At 56.6% G+C, this 24,469-nt stretch carries 19 protein-coding genes; all 19 read left to right on the top strand.

Annotated features, from left to right (window positions below; translation table 11 throughout):
* Positions 1-17: 17 nt before the first annotated feature.
* Positions 18-1,430 (top strand): rhamnulokinase, encoded by a 1,413-nt coding sequence (gene rhaB, locus U8U68_RS06055; protein ID WP_322199937.1) that lies wholly within the window; start codon positions 18-20, stop codon positions 1,428-1,430.
* 432 nt (positions 1,431-1,862) lie between these two features.
* Positions 1,863-3,110 (top strand): L-rhamnose isomerase, encoded by a 1,248-nt coding sequence (locus U8U68_RS06060; protein ID WP_322199938.1) that lies wholly within the window; start codon positions 1,863-1,865, stop codon positions 3,108-3,110.
* Positions 3,111-3,157: 47 nt separating this feature from the next.
* The gene (gene rhaD / locus U8U68_RS06065) at positions 3,158-3,979 is read left to right on the top strand and encodes a rhamnulose-1-phosphate aldolase (protein ID WP_322199939.1); all 822 of its coding nucleotides are present in this window, start codon (positions 3,158-3,160) and stop codon (positions 3,977-3,979) included.
* Positions 3,980-4,123: 144 nt separating this feature from the next.
* On the top strand, positions 4,124-6,250 hold the full coding sequence (locus tag U8U68_RS06070; protein WP_322199940.1) for a bifunctional diguanylate cyclase/phosphohydrolase: 2,127 nt from the start codon (positions 4,124-4,126) through the stop codon (positions 6,248-6,250).
* 78 nt (positions 6,251-6,328) lie between these two features.
* Positions 6,329-6,685, top strand: coding sequence for an Hpt domain-containing protein (locus U8U68_RS06075; protein WP_322199941.1), 357 nt, complete (start codon positions 6,329-6,331; stop codon positions 6,683-6,685).
* Positions 6,686-6,690: 5 nt separating this feature from the next.
* Positions 6,691-9,321, top strand: a complete 2,631-nt coding sequence (locus U8U68_RS06080) for a response regulator (RefSeq protein ID WP_322199942.1) — start codon at positions 6,691-6,693, stop codon at positions 9,319-9,321.
* A gap of 372 nt (positions 9,322-9,693) precedes the next feature.
* Positions 9,694-9,942: a preprotein translocase subunit SecG gene (gene secG, locus U8U68_RS06085; protein WP_322199943.1), complete on the top strand. Its 249-nt coding sequence runs from the start codon at positions 9,694-9,696 to the stop codon at positions 9,940-9,942.
* Positions 9,943-10,197: 255 nt separating this feature from the next.
* A complete protein-coding gene (locus tag U8U68_RS06090; protein ID WP_322199944.1) occupies positions 10,198-10,938 on the top strand; it encodes a GNAT family N-acetyltransferase in 741 nt (246 codons plus the stop codon).
* Between the two features lie 115 nt (positions 10,939-11,053).
* On the top strand, positions 11,054-12,337 hold the full coding sequence (locus tag U8U68_RS06095; protein WP_322199945.1) for a methionine gamma-lyase family protein: 1,284 nt from the start codon (positions 11,054-11,056) through the stop codon (positions 12,335-12,337).
* A gap of 561 nt (positions 12,338-12,898) precedes the next feature.
* On the top strand, positions 12,899-14,722 hold the full coding sequence (gene typA / locus U8U68_RS06100) for a translational GTPase TypA (RefSeq protein WP_322199946.1): 1,824 nt from the start codon (positions 12,899-12,901) through the stop codon (positions 14,720-14,722).
* Positions 14,723-14,769: 47 nt separating this feature from the next.
* The gene (pgeF, locus tag U8U68_RS06105; protein WP_322199947.1) at positions 14,770-16,491 is read left to right on the top strand and encodes a peptidoglycan editing factor PgeF; all 1,722 of its coding nucleotides are present in this window, start codon (positions 14,770-14,772) and stop codon (positions 16,489-16,491) included.
* A gap of 38 nt (positions 16,492-16,529) precedes the next feature.
* Positions 16,530-17,393, top strand: a complete 864-nt coding sequence (locus U8U68_RS06110) for a radical SAM protein (protein ID WP_322199948.1) — start codon at positions 16,530-16,532, stop codon at positions 17,391-17,393.
* A 6-nt stretch (positions 17,394-17,399) separates the two neighbouring features.
* On the top strand, positions 17,400-17,909 hold the full coding sequence (locus tag U8U68_RS06115) for a CHAP domain-containing protein (protein ID WP_322199949.1): 510 nt from the start codon (positions 17,400-17,402) through the stop codon (positions 17,907-17,909).
* Positions 17,910-17,915: 6 nt separating this feature from the next.
* On the top strand, positions 17,916-18,845 hold the full coding sequence (locus tag U8U68_RS06120) for a GNAT family N-acetyltransferase (protein ID WP_322199950.1): 930 nt from the start codon (positions 17,916-17,918) through the stop codon (positions 18,843-18,845).
* Positions 18,846-19,131: 286 nt separating this feature from the next.
* Complete coding sequence (locus U8U68_RS06125; protein ID WP_322199951.1) at positions 19,132-20,427, top strand: M18 family aminopeptidase; 1,296 nt, start codon at positions 19,132-19,134, stop codon at positions 20,425-20,427.
* Between the two features lie 87 nt (positions 20,428-20,514).
* Positions 20,515-21,438, top strand: coding sequence for an alpha/beta fold hydrolase (locus U8U68_RS06130; protein WP_322199952.1), 924 nt, complete (start codon positions 20,515-20,517; stop codon positions 21,436-21,438).
* Between the two features lie 226 nt (positions 21,439-21,664).
* The gene (locus U8U68_RS06135; RefSeq protein ID WP_322199953.1) at positions 21,665-21,940 is read left to right on the top strand and encodes a hypothetical protein; all 276 of its coding nucleotides are present in this window, start codon (positions 21,665-21,667) and stop codon (positions 21,938-21,940) included.
* Positions 21,909-22,055: a GNAT family N-acetyltransferase gene (locus tag U8U68_RS22325; RefSeq protein WP_367575794.1), complete on the top strand. Its 147-nt coding sequence runs from the start codon at positions 21,909-21,911 to the stop codon at positions 22,053-22,055. Before U8U68_RS06135 ends, U8U68_RS22325 begins: the two co-directional genes overlap by 32 nt.
* Before the next feature lie 118 nt (positions 22,056-22,173).
* Positions 22,174-24,216 (top strand): GNAT family N-acetyltransferase, encoded by a 2,043-nt coding sequence (locus U8U68_RS06140; RefSeq protein ID WP_367575795.1) that lies wholly within the window; start codon positions 22,174-22,176, stop codon positions 24,214-24,216.
* Positions 24,217-24,469: the final 253 nt, after the last annotated feature.

Below are 24,469 nucleotides of genomic sequence, written 5' to 3' on the forward strand. Positions count from 1 at the left end.
AAAAAGGAGGCTATTGCATGAAGTACTTTCTCGCCGTAGATATTGGCGCGTCCAGCGGACGGCATATTCTCGGCCATTTGGAGCGGGGGCAGGTTTTCTTAGAAGAGGTCTACCGCTTTCCCAATGGCGCGAAGATGAAACAAGGACGCTTGACCTGGGACCTGGAGGCCCTTGCCAGCCACGTAACCGAGGGCATGGCCGCCTGTAAAAAGCTGGGAAAGATTCCCGCCACTGTAGGCATAGACACCTGGGGTGTGGATTTTGTACTGCTGGATAAAAACAACCGGCTGCTGGACGACGCGGTGACCTACCGGGACAGCCGGACCCAGGGGATGGACAGCGTGGTGGAGGGCCTGGTGCCGCAGGAGGAGCTGTACAAAATAACAGGCATTCAAAAGCAGCTGATTAACACCATCTATCAGCTGATGGCGGTGAAAACCACCCAGCCTGGGCTGCTGGACCGGGCCCACCGCCTGCTGATGGTACCGGACTATCTCCATTATTTGCTAACAGGGCGTCAGGTAAATGAGTATACAGAGGCCAGCACCTCTGGCCTGCTGAACGCCGCGGCGAAAACCTGGGACCAGCCCCTGCTGGACCGGCTGGGCTTGCCGGGGGATCTCTTCCTGCCGCCCACCGCCCCCGGGGAACGGCTGGGGGGCTTATTGCCAGAAATTCAAGAACGGATAGGGTACAACTGCCAGGTGGTGCTGCCCGCCAGTCATGACACAGGCTCGGCTTTTTTGGCGGTGCCGGCTAAGGACGGGAACGCCGCCTACTTGAGCAGTGGCACCTGGAGCCTGCTGGGGACCGAGCTGCCGGAGCCCATTACCACCCAAGAGAGCCGGAAAGCCAACTTCAGCAATGAGGGTGGGTACCAGTACCGCTACCGGTACCTTAAGAACATTATGGGCCTGTGGATGCTGCAAAACCTGCGGCGGGAGCTTTCTGTTGAGGGAAAAGAGGTGAGCTTTGGCCAGGTGGCTGCAATGGCCCAAAAGGAGGCTGACTTTGCCAGCCGGGTAGATGTAAACGACAATGGTTTTCTGGCCCCAGAGAGCATGACCCAGGCCGTAGCGGACTATTGCCGCGGGACGGGCCAGCCTGCGCCAGAAACCGGGGGACAGACCGCGGCCTGCATTTATCACAGCCTGGCCGAGGGATACGCTGGGGCCATTGAGCAGCTGGGCCAGTTGACGGGGAGAGAAATCACTGCGGTGAATATTGTGGGCGGGGGCAGCCAGGACGGCTACTTGAACCAGCTGACCGCCAATGCCACGGGCTTGCCGGTGTACGCGGGCCCCACCGAGGGCACTGCCTTGGGAAACCTAATGGTACAGATGATGGCCCAAGAGGAGCTGAAAGACCTAGACGAGGCCAGGGAAGTGGAGCGGAACAGTTTCGAAATAAAAGAATACTACCCACAATAAGAAGAGCGACAAAGGCCATGCCGTCCTAAAAAAGCACAGGCCAGAATTTTTAAAGGAATCTATAGGCAACACCGCACAAAGACCGGCCTATGTGTCTCGCCTGCCGGCTCGGTCGGCTCGGAACGGTCCCCGCTGGGGACCCTCGCCCTTTGCACAGGATTTGCTTGCACTTTTTCCGTCATAGCTGCTTTGCGGCTATTGCGCACCAGCTTTCCCTTGCCAGAATCGCAAGACCATAAATGGTCTGATTGGCTGCGCTCAATAGAGTTGGCTTTGCCAACTCTTGTACACATCTGACGGAAAAATTGACGGCGCAACTCGTGCACAATCTTTGTGCGGTGTTGTCTATAACGAAAAAAGCGCCATAGCCATCATTAAAGCAATAAGTTTTGAGAGGCTGCTAATTATTATTTAAAGAAGGGATGACCCGCTATGACCGACCGCTATCAATATGCCAAAGGCCAGTACGCTGCCTGGGGCGTGGACACGGACGCCGCGCTGGAACGCCTGAAAAATATCCCCATCAGCATCCACTGCTGGCAGGGGGATGACGTGACAGGCCTGGAGGGCCAGGGACAGGCCCTTTCTGGGGGCATCCAGACCACAGGCAACTACCCGGGCCGGGCCCGGAACTTCCACGAGCTCACCGCCGACTTTGCCAAGACCCTTAGCCTGGTGCCTGGGAAAAAGCGGATCAACCTGCATGCCAGCTACGCGGTGTTTGAACCTGGCGAGGCGGTGGACCGGGACCGAATAGAGCCCAAGCATTTTGCCAAGTGGGTAGAGTTCGCCCAGGCCCAGGGCGTGGGGATTGACTTTAACCCCACCTTCTTCAGCCATCCTATGGTTACCGATAACCTAACCCTCTCTTCCCCAGACGAGAGGGTGCGCTCCTTCTGGGTGGAACACGGCAGGCGCTGCCGCCGGATTGCCGCTTATTTTGCCCAGGCGTTGAATACCCACTGCCTATGCAATGTGTGGATTCCCGACGGCTATAAGGACATTCCCGCCGACCGGCTGGGCCCCAGACTGCGGCTGAAGAAGAGCCTGGACGAGATCTTTGAGGAAAAGCTGCCCGGTGTCATTGACTGTGTAGAGAGTAAGGTGTTCGGCATTGGTATGGAGTCCTACACCGTAGGGTCCGCCGAATTCTATCTTAGCTATGCTGCCAGCCACCCAGGGGTATATGACCTGCTGGACAACGGCCACTATCACCCCACGGAGACGGTTAGCGATAAAATCCCCAGCCTACTGGCTTTCTTCGATAAAGTCCCCCTGCATGTGACCCGGCCGGTGCGCTGGGATAGCGACCATGTGGTGCTGTTTGAGGATGAGGTGAAGGAAATCGCCAAGGAGATTGTGCGCAACGGGGCCGAGGACCGGGTGCTCATTGGCCTGGACTATTTCGATGCGTCCATTAACCGGGTGGCCGCCTGGGCGCTGGGGGCCAGGAATATGCAGAAGGCCCTGCTGTACGCCCTGCTTCAGCCAGCGGAGAATATGAAGGCCCTGCAGGATAAAAGCGACTTCACCCGGTTGCTGCTGGAGGGGGAGGAACTAAAGACCCTGCCCTTTGGAGACGTGTGGGAGCGCTATTGCCAGGAACAGGGGGCGCCCACGGGGAAGGAATTCCTGGAGGAGATCAATAGATATGAAACTGCGGTGACCAGCCGGCGCTAGTTCGCTATGTACCATAACGGAAAATTTACTACCGAGGTGACCATTATATGAACATGACTGACACTGCCCCTGTTTCCGCCTTTATCCGTATGTGCGCCGACGGCTGGGCCCAGGGCTGGCACGAACGAAATGGCGGCAACCTGACCTACCGCATGACGCCCCAAGAGGCAGAGGCGTGCGGCCCCTTCTTCACCCAGCCTCAGGAGTGGGTCTCTTTGGGTGTGCGGGCGGAAAACTTGGCCGGAGAGTACTTTATCGCCACGGGCAGCGGTAAATATTTTCGCAACGTGGAGCTTGCCCCCCAGGACAATATTTGTGTGGTGGAGATCAGCCCGGATGGGGCCAGCCGCCGGATTGTTTGGGGCTTAGAAAAGGGCGGCTTGCCCACTAGCGAGTTCCCCAGTCATTTTTTGAACCATAGTGTGCGTAAGGCCGCTACGAACGGGGCCAACCGGGTTATCTATCATGCCCATACCCCAAACCTTATTGCCATGACCTATATCCTGCCCCTGACAGCCCGGGACTTTACCCGGGCTCTGTGGCAGAGCGCCACCGAGTGCCCGGTGGTATTTCCCGGCGGAGTGGGCGTGGTGCCCTGGATGGTGCCCGGCGGGCCGGAGATTGCGGTGGCCACCAGCAAGCTGATGGAAAAGTATGAGGCCGCGGTGTGGGCCCACCACGGGCTGTTTGTCAGCGGGCCAGACTTTGATACTGCTTTTGGACTGATGCATACCATTGAAAAGGCCGCGCAGATCTTTATGCTGGCAATGAGCGCGGGAGGAGGAAAAATCTGCCAGACGATTTCTGATGAAAACTTACTGGATATTGCCCGGGCCTTTGGGGTCACCCTAAATCCGGCGTTCCTATAGACAAGAGGGAAAACTAGTACCTTAGAGTCTTATAAAAAATTTCACCCCCAAGGGCCGAAAGCGGTTCTTGGGGGCTTGCTATTTTAGCGGAATTGTATTATAATCATAGCGAATACTCTTTGCTGAAAGGAGCCGTTTCCACATATGGATAGGCAGAAGCGCAGACAGAAAATATTGATTGTAGACGATTCGGAAATGAACCGCTCTATCCTGGTGGATATGCTTGGCAACGAATATGATACCATCGAGGTAGAAAATGGCCTAAAGGCCGTGGCTGTGCTGCAAAACCAGGGCGCGGACATTTCCCTGGTGATGCTGGATATTGTTATGCCCGAAATGGACGGTTTTCAGGTGCTGAAGATTATGAGCCAGCGCAGGTGGATTGAGACCATCCCAGTAATCATGATCTCGGCAGAGACCACCTCGGACCGCATTGACCAGGCACTAGAGCTGGGCGTTACGGATTTTATCAGCCGCCCCTTCGACGCCCGGGTGATTCGCCGCAGGGTGGTGAACACCCTTCTAAGCTCTGCTAAGCAGCAGGAACTGGAAGCGCTGGTGGCCGAGCAGATCTATGAAAAAGAGCAAAACAGCCTTTTGATGATTGATATTCTCAGTCATATTGTGGAGTTTCGGAACGGCGAAAGCGGCCGGCACGTGGTGCATGTGCGAAAGCTGACCGAAGTACTGCTGAAACGCTTGGTACAAAAGACCAGCCAGTATAAGCTGACAAAGGCGGACATTGCCCTTATTAGCGAGGCCTCCGCGCTTCACGATATTGGCAAGATTGCCATTGACGATAAAATATTGAACAAACCCGGCCGGCTTACCAACGAGGAGTTTGCCATCATGAAGAGCCACTCCATGGCCGGCGCCCAAATGCTGGAGGGCCTTTCTGTACACCAGAACGAGCCCCTGGTGAAAATCGCCTATCAGATCTGCCGGTGGCACCACGAGCGCTGGGACGGCCGGGGGTATCCGGACGGCCTCTCGGGAGAGGAAATTCCCATTGCGGCGCAAACCGTGGCTCTGGCCGACGTGTACGATGCTTTGACCAGTGAGCGGGTGTATAAGCCCGCGTTTTCCCATCAAAAGGCGGTGGAAATGATCACCAACAATGAATGCGGAACGTTTAACCCTTTGCTTTTAGAGTGCCTGTTGGAGGTGGCGGATACCCTGCAAGAGGAGCTGGACGGAGAGAGCAGTGGAAAACGCCACACTGCGGACCCCATGAGCAACCTGGCAAAAAAGGCTTTTCAGCATAGCGAACTTAGCGCCAGCAACCGCACCCTTCAGCTTTTGGAGCATGAGCGCATGAAGTATAGCTTCTTTGCGGCCATGAGCAAGGAAATACAGTTTGAATATACTTTTTCTCCGGCTATGGTCTCCTTAAATGCCTGGGGCGCTAAGCGTCTGGGGCTGGAGGAGGTTGTGATGGACCCCCTGAACCAGCCGAAGGTTCGGGAATTCCTGGGCCAGGGGCTGGGGGAGAAGATTCGGGACGCGATCCACACGGCTACCCCAACAGACCCTATTGTGACCCTGGAGTCAAAGATGAGCTACGGCGGCGACATGAAGTGGTACCGCTTTATTATGCAGACCCTGTGGTCTGAGGATGAGCCCCCAGAGCTGCGGGGCGTCATTGGCAAAGCCATAGACATCCACAGCTCCCGCAGCTACCTGGAAAACCTGGAGCGGCGGGCTTCGCTGGACGGTCTAACGGGGCTTTTAAACCTGGCCAGCGCCCAAAAACAGGCGGAGGCCCGGCTGAAGGAAAACCCGGACATAAGCTATGCCCTGGCTTTCTTTGACTGTGATTACTTCAAAATTGCCAATAACACATATGGACATCTGTTTGGCAATGAACTTCTAATATACATTGCAAAAAGGCTTCACCAAACCATCCGTAGCGGAGACATCGCGGCGCGGGTGGGCGGCGATGAGTTCATTATCTTTTTCCAGTATCACCAGGAGCTGGACCCCATTATCAACCGGATGCATTCGGCCCTGCATGGCACGGATTTCCGCGGGTTCACCATCTCCATTAGCATGGGAGTAGCCACTACCCAGCAGGTGGGCCCCAACTTTACCGCCTTGATGAGCGCGGCAGACAAGGCGCTGTATGCGGTGAAGCAGTCTGGGCGGGGCCAGTATAAGTTCTATGATGGAGCGGAGACCTCCCTGGAGGAGGCGGGCGAGAGCGTATATGCCAACCAGTCTGAGATTTTGGACTATGAGGCTGGCGAGCAGGAGAGTTCCGAGGAGGATTGAAAGTGTCAGTAAAAGACCGGCGGCTGGCAAGAAGGCGAGAAAAATTATCTTTATCTTTAAATATGGAGGAGAGGCACCATGACCCTGCAAGAATGCTACGAAGCTCTAGGCGGAAACTATCAGGAGGTCAGCTCCCGGCTGCCCAGTGAGAAGTTTATACAGAAGTTTGTGCTAAAATTTTTGGACGATCAGTCTTACCAGCTGCTGGAGGATTCCTGGCAGAGCGGCAATGACGAGGAAGCTTTTCGGGCGGCGCATACCATCAAGGGCATGTGCCAAAACCTGAGCTTTACTACCCTACAAGAAAGCAGCTCGCAGCTGACGGAATCTTTGCGCAGCGGCCGGACGCCGGAATCGGCGGGGCTGCTGGAGCAGGTGCGGACAGACTACCAGCGCACGGCGGAGGCGATACGATCCTATAAAGAAGGGCTGTAATTCACATGAAAGAGACAACCAACCCCAATAAATTTCTAGTGAGCAGCTTCGTGGTGCTGGCAATTGTTACGCTGGGGGTGTTCCTGTTTTTAGCGCATTATATGGACCGGTCTAGTACCGATACCATCGCCCAGGTAGGAGAGTCTTATATGCACGGGATGAACGAGCAGATCACCCTGCACTTTCAAACCACGGTTTCTTTGCGCTTGGACCAGGTGAGGGCAATGGTAAACGACATCCGTCCTGCCGATGAGCGGGAAAACGAGGCAGCCCGGCAAGTGGTGAAGGACGAGCTGACCTATAGCAGCCGTGCCAGGGGCTTTAAATCTCTTGCGCTGCTAAGCCAGAATGGCGAGTTTGAGATGGTAGACGGCAGTTCGGTGACGCTGGATGACCCCCACCCCTTTTTGAGCTCCTTAAGAGCCGGAGAAGATAAGGTGGCGGTGGGAAAAGACGCCCAGGGAAACCATATGGTGCTGCTGGGTGTGCCAGCCCAATATAGGCTTTCTAGTGACGAGCCTGCTTTAGCTCTGGTGGGCGTTATAGAGGCGGATTATATTACAGATACCCTCTCTTTGGACATAAACGACTCCATGGTGTACTCTTTTATCATACGCAAAGACGGCACCTTTGTAATACGCACTAGCGACGCTACCCGGGACAGCTATTTTGACCGAGTGGAAAGTCTGTATGACGATGTGGCCGGCAAGCCGCCCCAGCAGTATATTGAAGAGCTGAGCGCAGCCATGGAAAAGGGAGAGAGCTATACCAGCGAGTTCACGATTGAGGGGGAGCGCAGGCATCTTTTCTGTGCCCGGCTGCCCTATTCCGAGTGGTATCTATTGACATTTATGCCCTATGGTTCCCTAAACGAGAGCATCGACCACCTAAGCTCTCATCTAATGGTGGGAGCTGTTGTAAGTTGTGGGATTATATTTATTACGTTGGTTTTCATTTTTATAGGATATTATAAAATCAACCGGCACCAGCTGAAAGTGGTAGACGACGCGCGCCAGTCGGCGGAGCGGGCCCTGACCCTAGCGGTAGAGGCCCGGCGGGAAGCGGAACAGGCCCAGGCCCAGGCAGAGCGGGCCAACCAGGCTAAGAGCGAGTTTCTCTCTAACATGAGCCATGATATTCGCACACCGATGAATGCCATTGTGGGCATGACGGCCATTGCCACAGCCAACATAGACGATAAAGAGCATGTACGCAGCTGCCTACATAAAATTACCACCAGCAGCCGGCACCTTTTGGGGCTGATCAACGACGTGCTGGATATGTCTAAGATCGAGAGCGGCAAGATGACCCTGGCCTATGACCGAGTGTCGCTGCGAGAGCTGATGGAGAGCCTGGTGAGCATTGTGCAGCCCCAGGTAAAGACGAAACGCCAGAACTTCGGGGTGTCCATTGTGGATATTTCTGCCGAAAACGTGCTGTGCGATAGTGTGCGTCTGAACCAGGTGCTGCTGAATCTGCTTTCTAACGCGGTAAAGTTTACACCAGACGAAGGCAGCATTCAGGTGACCATGAAGCAGGAGCCCTCGCCAAAAGGAGAGGACTATGTGCGGGTACGGGTGTGGGTGCAGGATGACGGCATAGGCATGTCGCCGGAATTTGTAGAGCATATTTTCGACTCCTTCGCCCGGGAAGACCGGACCCGTGTGCACAAAACCGAGGGCACGGGCCTGGGTATGGCCATTACCAAGTTCATTGTGGACGCTATGGGCGGAGATATTCGGGTGGAGAGCCGCCAGGGCCAGGGCACCCTGTTCAGTTTGACCCTGGATATGGAAAGGGCCGGGGGCGCGGAGATGGATATGACCCTGCCAAACTGGAATATGCTAGTAGTAGATGACGACAAGCTGCTGTGCGAAAGCACTGTGAGCTCGTTAAAGTCCATTGGCATCAACGCGGAATGGACCCTCTCCGGAGAGGAAGCCATTAAGAAGGTAGAGGAGCGCCACCAGCGGGGGGATAACTACCACATTATTCTGTTGGATTGGAAACTGCCGGGGCTGGATGGCATTTCCACTGCCCGTGAGCTGCGTAGCCGGCTGGAGGACGATATTCCCATTTTACTGATCTCTGCCTATGACTGGAGCGATATTGAGCAAGAGGCCCGGGCGGCGGGCGTCAGTGGGTTCATTCCAAAGCCGCTGTTTAAGTCCACCCTGTTCTATGGACTTCGGAAGTATGCGGAGGATATTCCGGAAGTGGAGACCACGGGAACGGAGGAACAGGAGACCGACTTTAATGGTATCCGGGTACTGGTGGCAGAGGATAACGAGCTGAACTGGGAGATTGCCAGCGAGTTGCTTTCTGCCTATGGACTAGAGCTGGAATGGGCTGAAAACGGACAAATCTGCGTGACAAAGCTGGAAAACGCCCAGCCGGGATACTATAAGGCCGTACTCATGGATATCCGCATGCCTGTCATGACAGGGTTCGAGGCAGCCCGGGCCATTCGCAAACTGAACCACCCAGACGCGGGACTACCCATTATCGCCATGACTGCGGACGCCTTTGCGGAGGATGTGCAAAAGTGCTTAGAGGCAGGGATGAACGCCCATGTTTCCAAGCCCATTGATGTACGGGAAGTGACGAGGCTCTTAAAAAAGTTTCTGGACATGTAAAATTTGTAAAATAAAAAACCAGCCCCACTGGCCAGAGGGAGAAAACCCTCCGGTCAGTGGGGCAAAGCAGCCGGAGCCCCGCGGGGTATTCCTCAAAATTCTCAAACCCGGCGGGGCTTGAATTCTTTTGGCCCGATTGGGCGATACCAAAACCGCTGGGCACGCAAACGCTTCCGTGCCGCTTGAGAATAGTGTAGCCCAAGGGCAGGCAGCTTATGCGGGCTAAAAGCCTAAGCCGCAAAAAAATTTTTATGAGCCAGACCCCCTTGCAAAACAAGGGGAAGTATAGTATAATACCGAAAGAATGCCATAAAAAACCGGCGCGGGGCAAAAGCCACCGCCCCAGGCGCAAACGATAGAGGAGGAAAAACCATGAATGCATTTGAGATCATTTTTGCCATCGCCCTGCTGCTCTTCTCTGTGGCAATTATTCTGGTGGTACTGCTGCAAGAGGGCAACCAGAAAAATTTGGGGGCAGTAACTGGCGGCGCAGACACGTTCCTTTCTAAAAATAAGGCGCGTTCTGTAGACGCGTTTTTGGCCCGCTGGACAAAGTTTATTGCCATTGGCTTCTTTGTGCTGGTGTTGGTGGCCAATGCCGTGATGTATTTTGTGAAATAAAAAACGGCAGTGCGGACAAAAAGTTCAGAACGAAGCGATTCTGAGAACAGAACGGAGAGCAGCGCTTTGGCGCTGCTCTTTTTGTAGGAAGATACTGGGGCCGGCCTCTAAGAAAATTGAATTTTAGCATTTCGCCAAAGGGTATGGGAGGAGTTGGCAAAAGATCCAGGGGGCTTTCCCATAGTGGTTCCCCAGGAATAGGGGCTTTGGCTATGTCCAATCGCGGCGAAAGGCGGGACGGATAGGAGAAGGGCGATGATCTGTTTTGTAGAAGGGCCCCGGGCCCAGCAAGCACTGCTGGACCGGTGCCGGGGCTCGGCTTTTGGCTGCAAACTGGCGGGAATGGTGAAAGCTTATGGGTTTGAGCAAAGGCTGGTTCAGTTTTGGTTAAGCCAGACCGCTGCCTACGGCCTGCTGGAAGGTCAGATGGTCCTTTGCGGCCGGCCGGAGGACCCGGCAGAGGCTCGGGCGTTTCTGGCAGCGCTGGGGCCGGGCTCGGTATTATGCCAAAAAGAGGCTGCCGCGGGTCTGGGGTTGGTAGTAAAGAATCAAGGCAAGGTACTGAAAAAGCGCCTGCCTGCCAAGACCTGGGCGAAAATGGGAGCAGAGCGGAATTCACAGAATATGGAGTCCCTTAAAAAGATACACACGCTGCTGCGGCAGTGGAATATGGCTGGAGATTTCGAGCCCTTTTATCTGGATTTGTCCCACCGGCTGCGGCATGGCGTGGCAATGGTAGAGACCTATCAGAAGGGGGAGGTGCTTCTAGGCTGTGCGGTGGCCGCCACTGTGACCAAAGAAGGGGCTTTGCTTTCGGCTGTAGCAGTACAATCCGGATGGCAGGGGAAAGGAATTGGGAGCCAGCTGGTGGGACGGATAGAGGCCGCACTGCCTGGAAAGAGCCTATATGTGCTGCGGGAGGAAGGAAAGAACCAGCGGTTTTACCAAAGATTGGGCTATGATGAGAGAGAGTCCTGGTTAGAGGGAGGGGGTTAGTTCCTTTTTCAGAGCAAGACTGGCGGGCAGGGAACTTTTACGATTTGCCAGTCCTTCTGGGCTTGCGGCTTCCCTGCTTTATTGGATCCAAATCATTTATCAAGGAGTGTCGATCATGGAGAATTATCCCTATTTTCAAATAAGTGAACCGGTGATGCGCCTGGCAGACCAGGCCAGCAGCCGGGCTGCCGGACAGTTTGAGAAGATTCAGGCTACCCAGCGCTGGAACCAACAGAAAATGCTGGCGGCCTTTCAAAAAGCCGGGGTCAGCGAGAGCAGCTTTACAGCCAGCACGGGCTATGGCTACGGCGACCGGGGCCGGGAGCTATTGGACCAGGTGTATGCCGCCGCCTTTGGGGCCGAGGATGCTCTGGTGCGCTATAACTTTGTCAGCGGGACCCATGCTTTAACCGTGGCTCTGTTTGGTATCCTGCGTCCCGGTGATACAGTGCTGTGCGCCACCGGGACCCCCTATGACACCATACAGGGGGTGTTCGGTTTGCCTGGACGGGAAGAGCCCGGCAGCCTGAAGGAGTTTGGCGTGGTGTATGAACAGGTGGACCTGCTGCCGGACGGAACCCCGGACTATGCTGAGCTGGAGCGGGAAATTAGCAGCGACTGCCGGATGGTATACATTCAGCGCTCTCGGGGTTATAGTCTGCGCCCCTCTCTGAGCGTGAAGGAGATCGGCCGTCTGGCGGCCTTGGCTAAGCGCAAGGCTCCTGGCTGCGTGGTAATGGTGGACAACTGCTATGGCGAGTTTGTGGAGCGGGAGGAGCCTACTGCCTGTGGGGCGGACCTAATAGTGGGTTCGCTGATTAAGAACCCGGGCGGAGGCATTGCACCCACCGGCGGGTATATTGCTGGGCGTAGGGACCTGGTGGAGATGTGCTCTTACCGGCTAACCACCCCTGGCACCGGCCGGGAGCTGGGCTGCACCCTTGGCCACAGCCGGGAGCTGTTCATGGGGGCATTCCACGCGCCCTTTGTAACAGGAGAGGCCTTAAAGACCGCTGCGTTTGCCGCGTCGCTGTTCAGCCTGATGGGCTACACGGTAACCCCCACCCCGGAAGAGGCGCGGAGTGATATTATCCAGGCCATTCAGCTGGGCGCCCGGGAAACCCTGGTGGCCTTTTGCCGGGGGCTGCAAAAGGGCTCGCCGGTGGACTCCTTTGTGGTACCGGAGCCCAGCCCTATGCCGGGGTATGACAGCGACGTGATTATGGCGGCGGGGGCCTTTACCCTGGGGTCATCCATCGAACTCTCGGGCGATGCGCCTCTGCGGGAGCCCTACGCAGTGTGGATGCAGGGGGGGCTGAACTACCCGGCGGGCCAGATGGGAATATTGATGGCCGCGCAAGAGGTGATTGCGGTGGAAGGAAACAAAGGATGCCCATAAGCGTAAGAACGCTGGCGGCTAAGGCAGTAAAAGCCTGTTTTGGGATGTTGTTCGTAAAACAACGCGTTGGGATACGCCCTTAAAAACGGGCGTGTACAAAAGGAAGCGTTTAAAGAAGAGGCTCCGACGAACAAACGGTAAAAGTTTCGCCGTCTCGCCAGGCAATGGAATCGGCTGGGCTCGGTGGGCTCGTGACGAGAGTGGATGCTTTGCGCCAACCCTCTGCCACATGGCGATTCTTGCCCTTTTCAAAGGCTGCGGGGTTGGGAGACTGGACTACGTCAGGCCTTGGGGTGAGCGTCTGCCGGCAGGCCGCAAGCCGACTGAGGCGGCAGGTGAGACTCCACCCAATAGTCATAAACTCTTCTTTTGAACACTTCCTTAAAAACACAAGCCTTGCACGGAAAGCGGGCTTATGATATAATACATAGATTAGAAAGAATAGGATATTGAGAATCCACCTTTAGCTAGGCGGACATTCCCCCTGGCGGAAGCGGGCCGGCTGGAACGTATAATCCAGCTTTTTAGGGCGGCCCAAAAAGAAAGGAATGTTGCATTTATATGGGAACAAGAAACGACCTGCGCAACGTGGCCATTATTGCCCACGTAGACCATGGAAAAACCACCCTGGTGGACCAGCTGCTGCGGCAGAGCGGCATTTTTAGAAGTAACGAGGCGGTGGCCGAGCGGGTGATGGACTCCGGCGATCTGGAGCGGGAGCGGGGCATTACCATCCTCTCGAAAAATACCGCCGTGATGTACAAGGACACAAAAATCAACATTGTGGACACCCCTGGCCACGCGGACTTTGGCGGCGAGGTGGAACGGGTCCTGATGATGGTGGACGGCGTGCTGCTTCTTGTAGACGCCTTTGAGGGCTGTATGCCCCAGACCCGGTTTGTGCTGAAAAAAGCCCTGGCTCTGGGCAAAAAGCCCCTGGTGGTGTTGAATAAGATCGACCGCCCCGGGGCCCGCCCCGCCCAGGTGGTAGACGAGGTGCTGGACCTGTTCATTGAGCTGGGGGCAAACGACGACCAGCTGGAGTTCCCGGTGGCATACTGTTCCGCCCGAGAGGGCTATGCCACGTTGGACCCTGAGACTCCGGGAGAGGATATGACCCCTCTGTTTGAGATGATTTTGAAAGAGGTGCCCGCTCCTCAGGGAGACCTGGAGGGCCCCACCCAGGTGCTGTTCTCCAATATTGATTATGACGACTACGTAGGCCGTATCGGCATTGGCAGAGTGGAGCGGGGCGTTATTAAAGCAGGCCAGCAGGTAGCCATCTGCGGCGGCGGAGAAGAGGGCCACAAGCTGGCTAAGATCACAAAACTCTATCAGTTTGAAGGGCTGAAGCGGGTAGAAGCAGGGAGCGCCCAGCTGGGGGACATCATTGCGGTGTCCGGCATCGCGGATCTGAACATTGGCCAGACGGCCTGTGCCCCAGATACTATAGAGCCCATGCCCTTTGTAAAGATTGACGAGCCCACGGTTTCTATGATGTTCAAAGTGAACGACTCCCCCTTTGCCGGGCGGGAGGGCAAATTCGTCACTTCCCGGAACCTTAGGGACCGGCTTTTTAAAGAGGTGGAGACCAACGTGGCCATGCGGGTGGAAGAGACCGAGAGCATGGACACCTTTAAGGTCTCGGGCCGGGGCGAACTGCACTTGTCCATTCTCATCGAGCAGATGCGCCGCCAAGGATACGAATTCCAGGTGTCGCCTCCCACGGTAATCTATAAGATGAAGGATGGCCAGCGGCTTGAGCCCATGGAGCTTTTAATGATTGAGACCCCGGACAACTATGTGGGCGCGGTAATGGAGAAAATTGGCTCGCGTAAAGCGGAGCTGGTGAATATGGGCAGCCGGGAGACTGGCGTAACCCATATGGAGTTTCGAATTCCCGCCCGGGGCCTGATGGGCTACCGCTCGGAGTTTTTGACCGACACCAATGGCAACGGAATCATGAACCATGTGTTTGAGGGCTACGAGCCCTATAAGGGAGATATTTCCCAAAGGCAGCAGGGCTCTATTATTGCCTTTGAGACCGGCGAATCGACAGCCTACGGACTGTTTTATGCCCAAGACCGGGGGCGGATGTTTATTGGCCCCGGAGTGGAGGTATACGAGGGGATGATCGTGGGGGCGAGCCCTAAGAGCGAGGACCTGGTGGTGAATATCTGTAAGAAAAAGCACGCCACCAATACCCGGTCCTCTGGAGCGGACGAAGCCCTGAAGCTGACACCCCACTCAGTGCTGAGCCTGGAACAATGCCTAGAGTTTATTGGCGAGGACGAGTACGTAGAGGTAACGCCCAAAAGCGTAAGGATGCGAAAAGCCACGCTGTCTCATGAGCAGAGAATGAAGCAGGCCAGCAGGAAGAAATAAAAAAGGCCTAGCCGTTTTGGGGGCCGCCGGCTTTGTGTCCCGCGTTTTTGCATAGTCCACGATTTCTCGAAAGGGGGAAACCCGTTATCAATCTTGCTATCTTAGACCTGGAATGGAACGCCGCCTACAGCCGCAAACTAAAAGGCTATATCAACGAAATCATCGAGTTCGGCGCGGTTAAATGCGGCCCGGACTTTTCCCCTGCCGGGACCTTTGCCTGTTTTGTCCGTCCCCAAGTCAGCAAGCATCTGAACGCGGTGGTTACGGACCTGACCAACCTTACCGACGAGAGTCTAACCGGTGGCATACCTTTTATGCGGGCAGTCAGCCGCTTCCGCCACTGGCTGGGGGACTGCGTGCTGATGACCTGGGGCACTGGGGATATTCTTACACTCATTGAAAACTGCCGCTACTTCAGCGGCGACCAGCAGGTGCCGTTTCTTACCCGGTACTGCGATTTGCAGCGCTATGTACAGGACGTGCTGGGCCTGGACCCGGCCACCCAGACCGGTCTTTCCAAAGCGGCGGAGCTGCTGGGCCTGGACATCTCCCAGATGGAGCAGCACCGGGCGCTGGACGACAGCTTAGTGACTTTAAAGGTGCTGGAGCGCACCTTTGACCCCAAAGCGATTGTTCCCTATATTCAGCACTGCGACCGGGAATTTTACAAAAAAATGACCTTCCGCACCCATTATATTACGGACATGGAGGACCCCAAGGCCAAGGAGGCGGACCTGAGCTTTCCCTGTCCTCACTGTGGTGGCAAGACCCGCAGAGCCTCCCAGTGGGTGCTGCGCAACAGGGGGTTTCGGGCAGAGTTCTCCTGCGAAAGCTGTGGCTGGCCCTTTGCGGGCCGGGTGATTATCAAAGAGAAATATGAGGGATTGACTGTGAATAAGAAAACTTTCCCTGTACCCATTATAGAAAAGCCCCGTCAGGCGGTCCCGGGCCCGGTGGGGAATATGGAGCTGGAGGTCTCCGGCGGCGTGGGAGTGTTGCGCTTTCCGGCCTGGAAAGGACTTGGACTGGTAACCCACGCCTTTTCCACTCGCCTGGGAGGCGTCAGTGAAAAGGAGTTCGCTGCCATGAATCTGGGCTTTGGCCGGGGGGACCCAGAAGAAAACGTGGCGGAGAACTATCGCCGCTTCTGTGTGGCTGCCGGGTTTGATCCAGACTCCCTGGTATGCGGCTGCCAAGTGCATAAAACAGACATCCGCCGGGTGGATGAGAGCCACCGGGGACTGGGCGTTTGGCGTAAAAATGATATAGACAGCGCCGACGGCCTGTGCACAGACGCCCCGGGGGTCACTCTTGTTGTCTATGGAGCAGACTGTGTGCCCATCTACTTTGTAGATCCAGTGAAAAAAGCTATTGGCCTGGCCCATGCGGGCTGGCGGGGGGCTGCGGCAGGGATGCCGGGGGTGATGGTCCGCCGCATGGCGGAAGAGTTCGGCAGCTGCCCCGGCGATTTGCTGGCGGCAGTGGGCCCCTCCATCTGCCAGAACTGCTTCGAGGTGGATGAGCCCGTAGCCCAGGAGTTCCTGGCTCTGCCTGGAGCAGAGGTCTTTGTTACTGGGCCCCAGGGGGGCAAATACCACGTGGACCTGTGGGAGTGCTGCCGCCGGTCTCTGCTGGGGACGGGTGTGAGAGAGGAACACATCACCCTGGGCGGACTGTGCACCATGGAAGAGAGCAGCCTGGTGTTCTCTCACCGAAAGACCCGGGGCCAGCGGGGCAGCAACTGCGCGATGCTGGCCCTGAACCCATGAAGCCCCTGGCCTGCCGCCTTTGCCCCAGAAGCTGTGGCGTGTCCCGAGAGCCCCCTGAGAACCTGGGAGCCTGCAAAAGCGGCGGGCAGATGCATATTGCCCGGGCAGCGCTGCATCACTGGGAGGAGCCGCCCATCAGCGGAAAAAATGGTTCCGGGGCCGTGTTTTTCACAGGCTGTCCTCTGGGGTGCCTGTATTGCCAGAACTATGAGATCAGTACAGCGGAAAACCCCGGCTGGGAGGTGGACCCAGAGGAACTGAGCGAAATATTTTTCCAGCTGATAGAGGCCGGGGCCCACAATATCAATTTGGTGACCCCCACCCATTTCGCCCACCAAATACGAAGGGCTTTGCTGCTAAAAAAGCCGCCGGTGCCTGTGATATACAATACCTCCGGCTATGAGCGGGTGGAAACCCTGCAAAGCCTGGAAGGGCTGGTGGACATCTATCTGCCGGATTACAAATATGCCCAGGAAAAGCTTAGCGGGGATCTTTCCGCCGCGCCGGATTATCCACAGCGGGCTTTCGAGGCGATTGGAGAGATGCTGCGTCAGACGGGCCTGCCCCAGTACAACGGGGAGGGGATGATGGTAAAGGGCGTAATGATCCGCCACCTGATTCTGCCTGGGCACACCAAAAACTCCCTTCAAGTGTTGGAAGCCATTGGCCAGCGGTTTCCCGGGGTCCCGGTTAGCCTGATGGCCCAGTATACCCCTTGGGGTAGAGCCAAAGAGCCCGGGGGCATTCCCGGATATCCAGAGCTCTCCCGGGCCATTACCCGGCGGGAGCTTCACAAAGTGCAGGACGCTTTGTTTTCTCTGGGGCTGGACGGTTTTGTCCAGTCTAGAGAAGCCAAGGGCGCAAAATATATCCCGGATTTCGGGACCAAAAAGGAGAGATGAGGTATTATGGCAACGCGAGACGGGTTGGCATATGTGGCACGGGCAGAGGCGCTAAAGACCTGGCACGGCATGGTGATGGGACTGGAGTCGAACCTTCAGCCCATGGTCAGTTTGTTCCCCCGATGGAGCCTAAAAGAGGCTGACGGCCGCTGGTGCGCGGCTTTTGTCTATTATTGCTGCGTTACCGCAGGCTATGGCATTCCGATTCGCCCCAAGGAGTGCGTTTCGTGCAACCTGGCGGGCTGTGGAGGCTGGGAGGAGTGGGCAAAGGCCGATAACCGCATTGGCTGGCGCACCAATACCTGCCTGCCCCAGCCAGGAGATATTGTGATCTTTGATAAGGTCTTTGAAAATAAGGCGCATGATCATATTGGGATTGTTTTAGGGGACCGGGGCGCCAGCATTCTCACGGCGGAGGGAAACCTGGGCAATGTATCTGGCGTAGTGGAGCGCCCTAAGGACGGGCATATCCGGGGCTATATCAGCTTGCCGGAGAACTTTGTTTATGGAGGATGATGCGGTATGAGCGAACAGAGGATTACGCCCATGACCCAGCCATTGGCTGAGGAAATTGCCGCTTGGCAGTATCCAGGGGAGTACGCGGTCTATGACTGGCGGGAAGGCACCCCCCTGGATGAACTGTTGGATGGCAGCACCTATGCGGTTTTGAACATTACCGGGGATCTGGTAGGCTTTTATCAGTTTGGGCAGGGGGCAAGGGTACCAGTGGAAGAGGACGGCCCCTGGGGAGGCAGTCCCTACCGAGAGGGGCCACTGGACATTGGCTTTGGGCTGCGGCCAGACCTGTGCGGCCTGGGGCTGGGAAAGGCCTTTGTGCTGGCAGGCATGAAGTTTGCCCAGGAGGAGCTGGGGGCCAGGAGCTTCCGGCTGACTGTGGCGGAGTTTAACCAGCGGGCCAGAACGGTCTATGGGCGCTGCGGTTTTTCCCCCAGCCGGCGAGTGACCCAGAAAACCACGGGATCCCAGTTCCTGATTATGGGAACCCAGGAGCTGTGCTATAAAAATTCCGTGACCACAGAAAGCTACTGCCAGCTTCGGGAAGCGCTGGGCTGGAGCGCCATCTGTCCCCAGCAGGCCCAGGCGGGGCTGGTGGGCTCCGCGTATGTGGTAGGCTGTTATGACGGAGAAACGGCTGTGGGCAGTGCCCGGCTTTTGTGGGACGGCGGCTACACGGTCTACTTAACGGATGTAATGGTTTTGCCAGAGTATCAGGGGCTAGGCATTGGTACAAAGATGGTGGAGCGCTGCATGGACTTTTTGCGGGCCCAGCTGCGGCCCGGGTGGCGGTTTAAGGTCCACCTGCTGGCCAACCAGGGCCGGGAGGGCTTTTACCAGCGGTTCGGCTTTGTCCCCCGGCCCAACGAGAACGCCGGCCCGGCCATGGACCAGTGGATCGAGTGGAAAGAGGAAGAGACGACGGACGAGATCTGATGAGACTAACGAAGTCTTTTCAGTTCTGCGGTCAAAAAGTCCGTTTGTAGAATAGCGCGGCGGGACGCTTCCATATATACGCCTGCCTTACATCAACAATAGACTTCTTGCGAAATAGCTGCAAGCCAACCAGAGTACGCGGTCCAGGGGCGTTGGGCCCCTGGCAGGGTGTGGGGCAGAGCCCCATGGCCTTGCCGTAGGGCGCGTCCTTTGCGCCCGGAGGCCTTTTAGTACTCAAACAATTATTATTTTCGCAAGAGGTCTAATAGAAAAAGAGGACAAAATCATGATAGACCAACTAACCAACCGGCTTTTTGATTTTATCGAGGGCAGCCCCACCGCCTTGCACACCACCCGCACGGTGGGGGCCATGCTGTTGCAGGCGGGATTTACCCAGCTGGACGAGGGGGAGGCCTGGTCTCTGGAACCGGGCAAGGGATACTTTACCACCCGGGGGATGGGCACGGTGATCGCGTTCCGCTGCCCGAAGCGGGACTTTCGGGCCTTTTCCATCGTCGCGCCTCACGGGGACTCCCCCTGCTTTAAGGTGAAGGGGCATCCGGAGATGCGGGTGGAGGACCACTATACCAAGCTGAACACCGAGGTCTATGGGGGCATGGCCCTGAACCTTTGGCTGGACCGGCCCCTGTCAGTGGCGGGGCGGCTGGCGGTGCGTACACCGGAGGGCATTGCCCCGCGGCTGACGGACATCTCCCGGGACCTGCTGATGATTCCAAGCCTGGCCATTCACATGAACCGGGAGGCCAACTCCGGCAGCAAAGTGGACCCCCAAAAGGACACCCTGCCCCTTTTGGGCGGCAAGGAAGGGGAGCTTTTAGAGCTGGCCGCCAAAAGCGCCGGGGTGGCTAAGGAAGATGTGCTGGACTACGACCTGTACCTGTACCACCGGGCCCGGGGCACGGTGTTCGGGGCGGGGGAGGAGTTCATCGCCGCGCCCCGGCTGGATGATTTAGAGTGCGCTTTCTCTGCCGTCACCGCCTTTTTGCAGAGTGAAAATGCCGAGAACTGCACCGTATGCGCGGTGTTTGACAACGAGGAGACCGGCAGCATGACCCGCCACGGGGCGGGGGCCACTTTCCTCTGGGACGTGCTGGGGCGCATCTGTCTGGCGGCGGGTAAGGACGAGCAGGAGCGGCAGCGGGCCATTCAGAACGGCATGATGCTTTCAGCGGACAACGCCCACGCGGTGCACCCCAACTACCCCGAAAAAGCCGACCCCACCAGCCGCTGCTACTTGAACCAGGGTGTAGTGGTAAAGCACAGCACCCGCTACGCCACCGACAGCCTGACCGCCGCCGCGTTCAAATGTATCTGCGAAAAGGCCGGCGTGCCCACCCAGGACTTCTACAACCACTCCTCCAACCCCGGCGGGGGCACCCTGGGACTGATCTCCGGCTCCCATGTGTCCATCCCTACAGTAGACATTGGCCTGGCCCAGCTTGCCATGCACTCCCCCTACGAGACGGCGGGCCGGGAGGACCTGGAGCATATGGTAAAGGCCATGACGGCTTTTTATAACAGCTCGTTTGCCTGGCAGGGGAACCACTGGCGCTTGGGCTAGCGGAGGGCGCGGCCTTTGCGTCCGAAGGCCCACTATTACTCAAATAATTCTTTTCGCAAGGACTCTATACTGTAGGAGGATGCGGGAATGTTTGTGGATGTTTTTTCTCATAAAATTTATTATGAACTGTATGGAGCGGAACATAAAGATATTTTGTTGTATCTTCATGGCGGTCCGGGGGCCAGCTGCCTTGATTTTGTAAATCAAGCAAAAGCTTTGAGCAAAAAAATAAAGGTCATTTCCTTTGACCAGTTGGGGGTCCTCCGCTCAGACGCCATCGGCGCGGACGAAGACTACAGTATGGAGTATCAGGTGGAGATGTTAGAGGAAATGCGGAAATCCTTTGGCATAGAGCGGTGGAGTATCCTGGGGCATTCCTATGGAGGCATGCTTGCGGTCCTATACGCGCGCCGGTACCCGGACTCCATCCAAAAGGTGATTTTGGAATGCCCCTCCTTGTGGTTTGAGGATTCCGCAAAATCCGTGGCGGAGTATGTCAGCGGGCATATCGAAAGCCTGGGTCATCAGGAGGCCCGTGAGCTCTGCGAAAAGATGAAGGCCCCGGACTACTCCGGCGGGCGGGAGATCTCCAAGGATCTGATGACCCTGCTTAGCTATGTAGAGGATCCAAAGCTGGGGAACTACCTGCACGGCATTTCTTTTGAGGAATACTGGCAGAGCATGGACACCAGCGGCATTACAGACGAAATGTGGGCCAAAGGGGAGAGGCACCTGAAAAAGCTGTTGGAGACCGGGCCGGAGCAGGGGAATCCTTCCGGGAAAAGAGTCACCATGCTGGATAACTTTTTGCCACTGGCCCAGGAGACCGCCCTTCCGATTCTATTGATCAATGGAAAATATGACCCCGCGTGTACAAAATATCAATCAGAATCGCTGCTAAACCATGGCAAAAATGTGACGCGGGTTGTTTTTGAGAACAGCGGGCATTTCCCTAGAGTAGAAGAACCGGAAAAATATACGAACGCGGTTTTGCGTTTCCTTGCAGTATGAACAGAAAGTTCCTGTTTGCAGGGACAGTGGAGAAAGGAGAGAGAGCTACTTTAGGGCGTGTTGATATACGCTGTATACGCGGGCTTTGGTCAGACATAAGGTGAAAACTGGCAGAGCCTCTGGCTTTTCTTGTGAGCTCGCGGACTTCTTACGGAGGGGATGGCGGAAACCTGCCCAAAAAGCACCCATGAACGCTGATGGGAACAAGCCCTAGGAGGGTTATGCTATGCTGAACTACGTTATGGACGCCAGCGCGTCCCCTGAGCGCGTCGCCGCTCTGCGGCGGTCGGTGGGCTGGGGCGGTATGGAGGCGGAGCTGGGGGATCCCGCTTTGCACGACTACCTCCGCGCCGCCTGCTATGATGGCGAAAGACTGGTGGGCTTTCTGGCGGTGGTAAGCAACGGCGCCACGGACGCGTATATCCAGGACGTGATAGTTCTATCAGAGAAAGGGCGTCGGCACGGAACTGATGAACCGGGCCACTGCCCGTTTGAAATCTGACCAAATTTATATGATCTCTGTGATTTATGGCGAAGAAAGCCTGCGGCCATTTTACGAAAAATTCGGGTTTACCACCATGCTCTGCGGTCAGATGGAGACCCGCCCGGAAAGTTAGAATCCGTATTCATACGGGAGGGGCCTTAAAGAAACCCTTTGGCAGCCAAACGACTCTTTGCCGCCAGAGGCCAGTCCGCTGTGAATACAGATTCTTAAAAAAGAAAGGAAATGAAACCATGAGCGAAACCCAAGTCATCCGCCTGAAAAACCAGCCCGGCTGGCAGAACAGCGCGGTATTTTACCAAATTTATCCCATCGGCTTCTGCGGGGCCCCCTATGAGAACGACGGCCGCCCCCAAAGCCGCATCCTAAAGGTGCTGGACTGGACCGGACATCTTGCCAAGCTGGGGGTGGGGGCCGTATACTTTTCCCCTGTGTTCGAGTCCGACACCCACGGCTATGACACCCGGGACTTCCGCAAGATCGACACACGCTTGGGGACCAACCAGGACTTTGCCCAGGTATGCGGCGCTTTGCATGAAAAGGGCATCCGGGTGGTGCTGGACGGCGTGTTCAACCACGTGGGCAGGGGCTTCTGGGCCTTTCAGGACGTGCTCCGCAACCGGGAGAGCTCCCCCTACCGGGACTGGTTCCACATCAATTTCGGCGGCAACTCGGGCTATAACGACGGCCTTTGGTACGAGGGCTGGGAGGGCCACTACGAGCTGGTTAAGCTGAACCTGCAAAACCCCGCGGTGGTGGACCATATCTTGGAGTGCGTGGCTGGATGGATGGACGAGTTCGCCATCGACGGCCTGCGGCTGGACGTGGCCTACCTGCTGGACGAGAACTTCATGCGCCGGCTGCACCAGTTTACCAAGGGCCGGGACCCGGGCTTTTTCCTTCTGGGGGAGATGATCCACGGGGACTACCGGCGCATCATGAACCCAGATATGCTGGACAGCGTCACCAACTATGAGTGCTACAAGGGGCTGTATTCCTCCTTTAACGACAAGAATATGTTTGAGATCGCCCACTCCCTCAACCGGCAGTTCGGCAGCGAGAACTGGTGCCTGTACCGGGGCGAGCACCTGCTGTGCTTTGCGGACAACCACGATGTGACCCGCATCCACACCATTTTAAAGGAAAAGGAGCAGCTGCCGGGTCTGTACGCGATGCTGTACGGTATGCCGGGCATCCCCTGCCTGTACTACGGCAGCGAGTGGGGTGCGGACGGCGACAAACACCAGGGCGACCCGGCCCTGCGGCCCTGCTTTGATGGGCCGGTAGAGAACGAGCTGACCCAGTTCCTGGCCCGGCTTAGCCGGGTGAAGCTCCACAGCAAGGCCTTGAGCGAGGGGGGCTACAAAAACGAGACCTTGCTGAACAAGCAGATTGTCATCCGCCGGGAGTGCCAGGAGGAGACGGTGCTGGTGGCCATTAACGCGGACGGCGGCGGGTTCCACATCCAGTGCAATTACAATGGCCCCGCCACCGAGCTGCTCTCGGGCAAGGGGGAAGAACTGCACGGCGGCATCGACCTGCCCCCTTATGGGGTAAAGATCTACCGTCTGGGCCCGGTTGTCCCCTGCGGCTGGCTGGACACACTGGACGGAGACGGGCAAAGCGAGGCCCCATCCGCTGCCGACGGACAGGTTGGTGGTTGCGGGTTAGGGAGCTCCCGTTCTATGGAGGCGGGCCAGCTTCAAAAGGAGCACGAGCCCAAGCCGGCGGCAAACCCCGCGCCCCAGGCAGCGGACGCGGGAATCAGCCAAAACAATAAAAAAGCAGAGGACGCCGCTCCAGTGGAGATCCGCCCAATAGAGGAGCGCCAGCGCGGCGTGGTGAACGCCTTTTTGCAAGAGCATTGGCTTGCCACCACCATGTATGTGCGCGGGCAGGCGGTGGATATGACCAGGCTTCCGGCCTTTGCCGCTTGGCAGGGGCAGAAGCTGGCGGGTCTTGTGACCTACAACGTGGCGGGGGACGTATGCGAGATTATCTCTCTGGACAGCGTCCACAGCGGCCGGGGGACTGGTACAGCTCTCGTTGAGCGGGTGAAAGCCGCCGCCAAAGAGCGAGGCTGCAAAAAGCTGGTGGTGGTTACCACCAACGATAACCTACAGGCCATAGGCTTTTACCAGAAGCGGGGCTTCGACATGGCGCGGCTGTATCACAACATGATGGAGCTGGTGCGCAAGTATAAGTCCCAGTTGCCGGAGATGGGGGCCAACGGCATTCCTCTGCGGCATGAGGTCGAGTTTGAGATGGAGCTGTAAATTGCCCTCTCGCGAAACAGCCACCGCCAGCAAAGGGACCGGTCCAGCTGATCTTAAACTGGCGCGGGTTTGGACCGGGAAAGTCCAAGGTCTTGCCATAGGGCGAAAGAATTCTGTGAATTCTTTTGCCTGGAGGCCATCTATTACACAAAAAAATTTGGTGAAATCCGATATAGAAAAGGGCGGCGGGCCCGAAAGCCCACCGTCCTTTTTTGCCGCCTTAACGCGGCAGCTTCTTACAATATAGTTAACG

Origin of the sequence: Acutalibacter intestini, assembly GCF_034334985.1 — a bacterium.
Classification (GTDB): Bacteria; Bacillota; Clostridia; order Oscillospirales; family Acutalibacteraceae; genus Acutalibacter; species Acutalibacter intestini.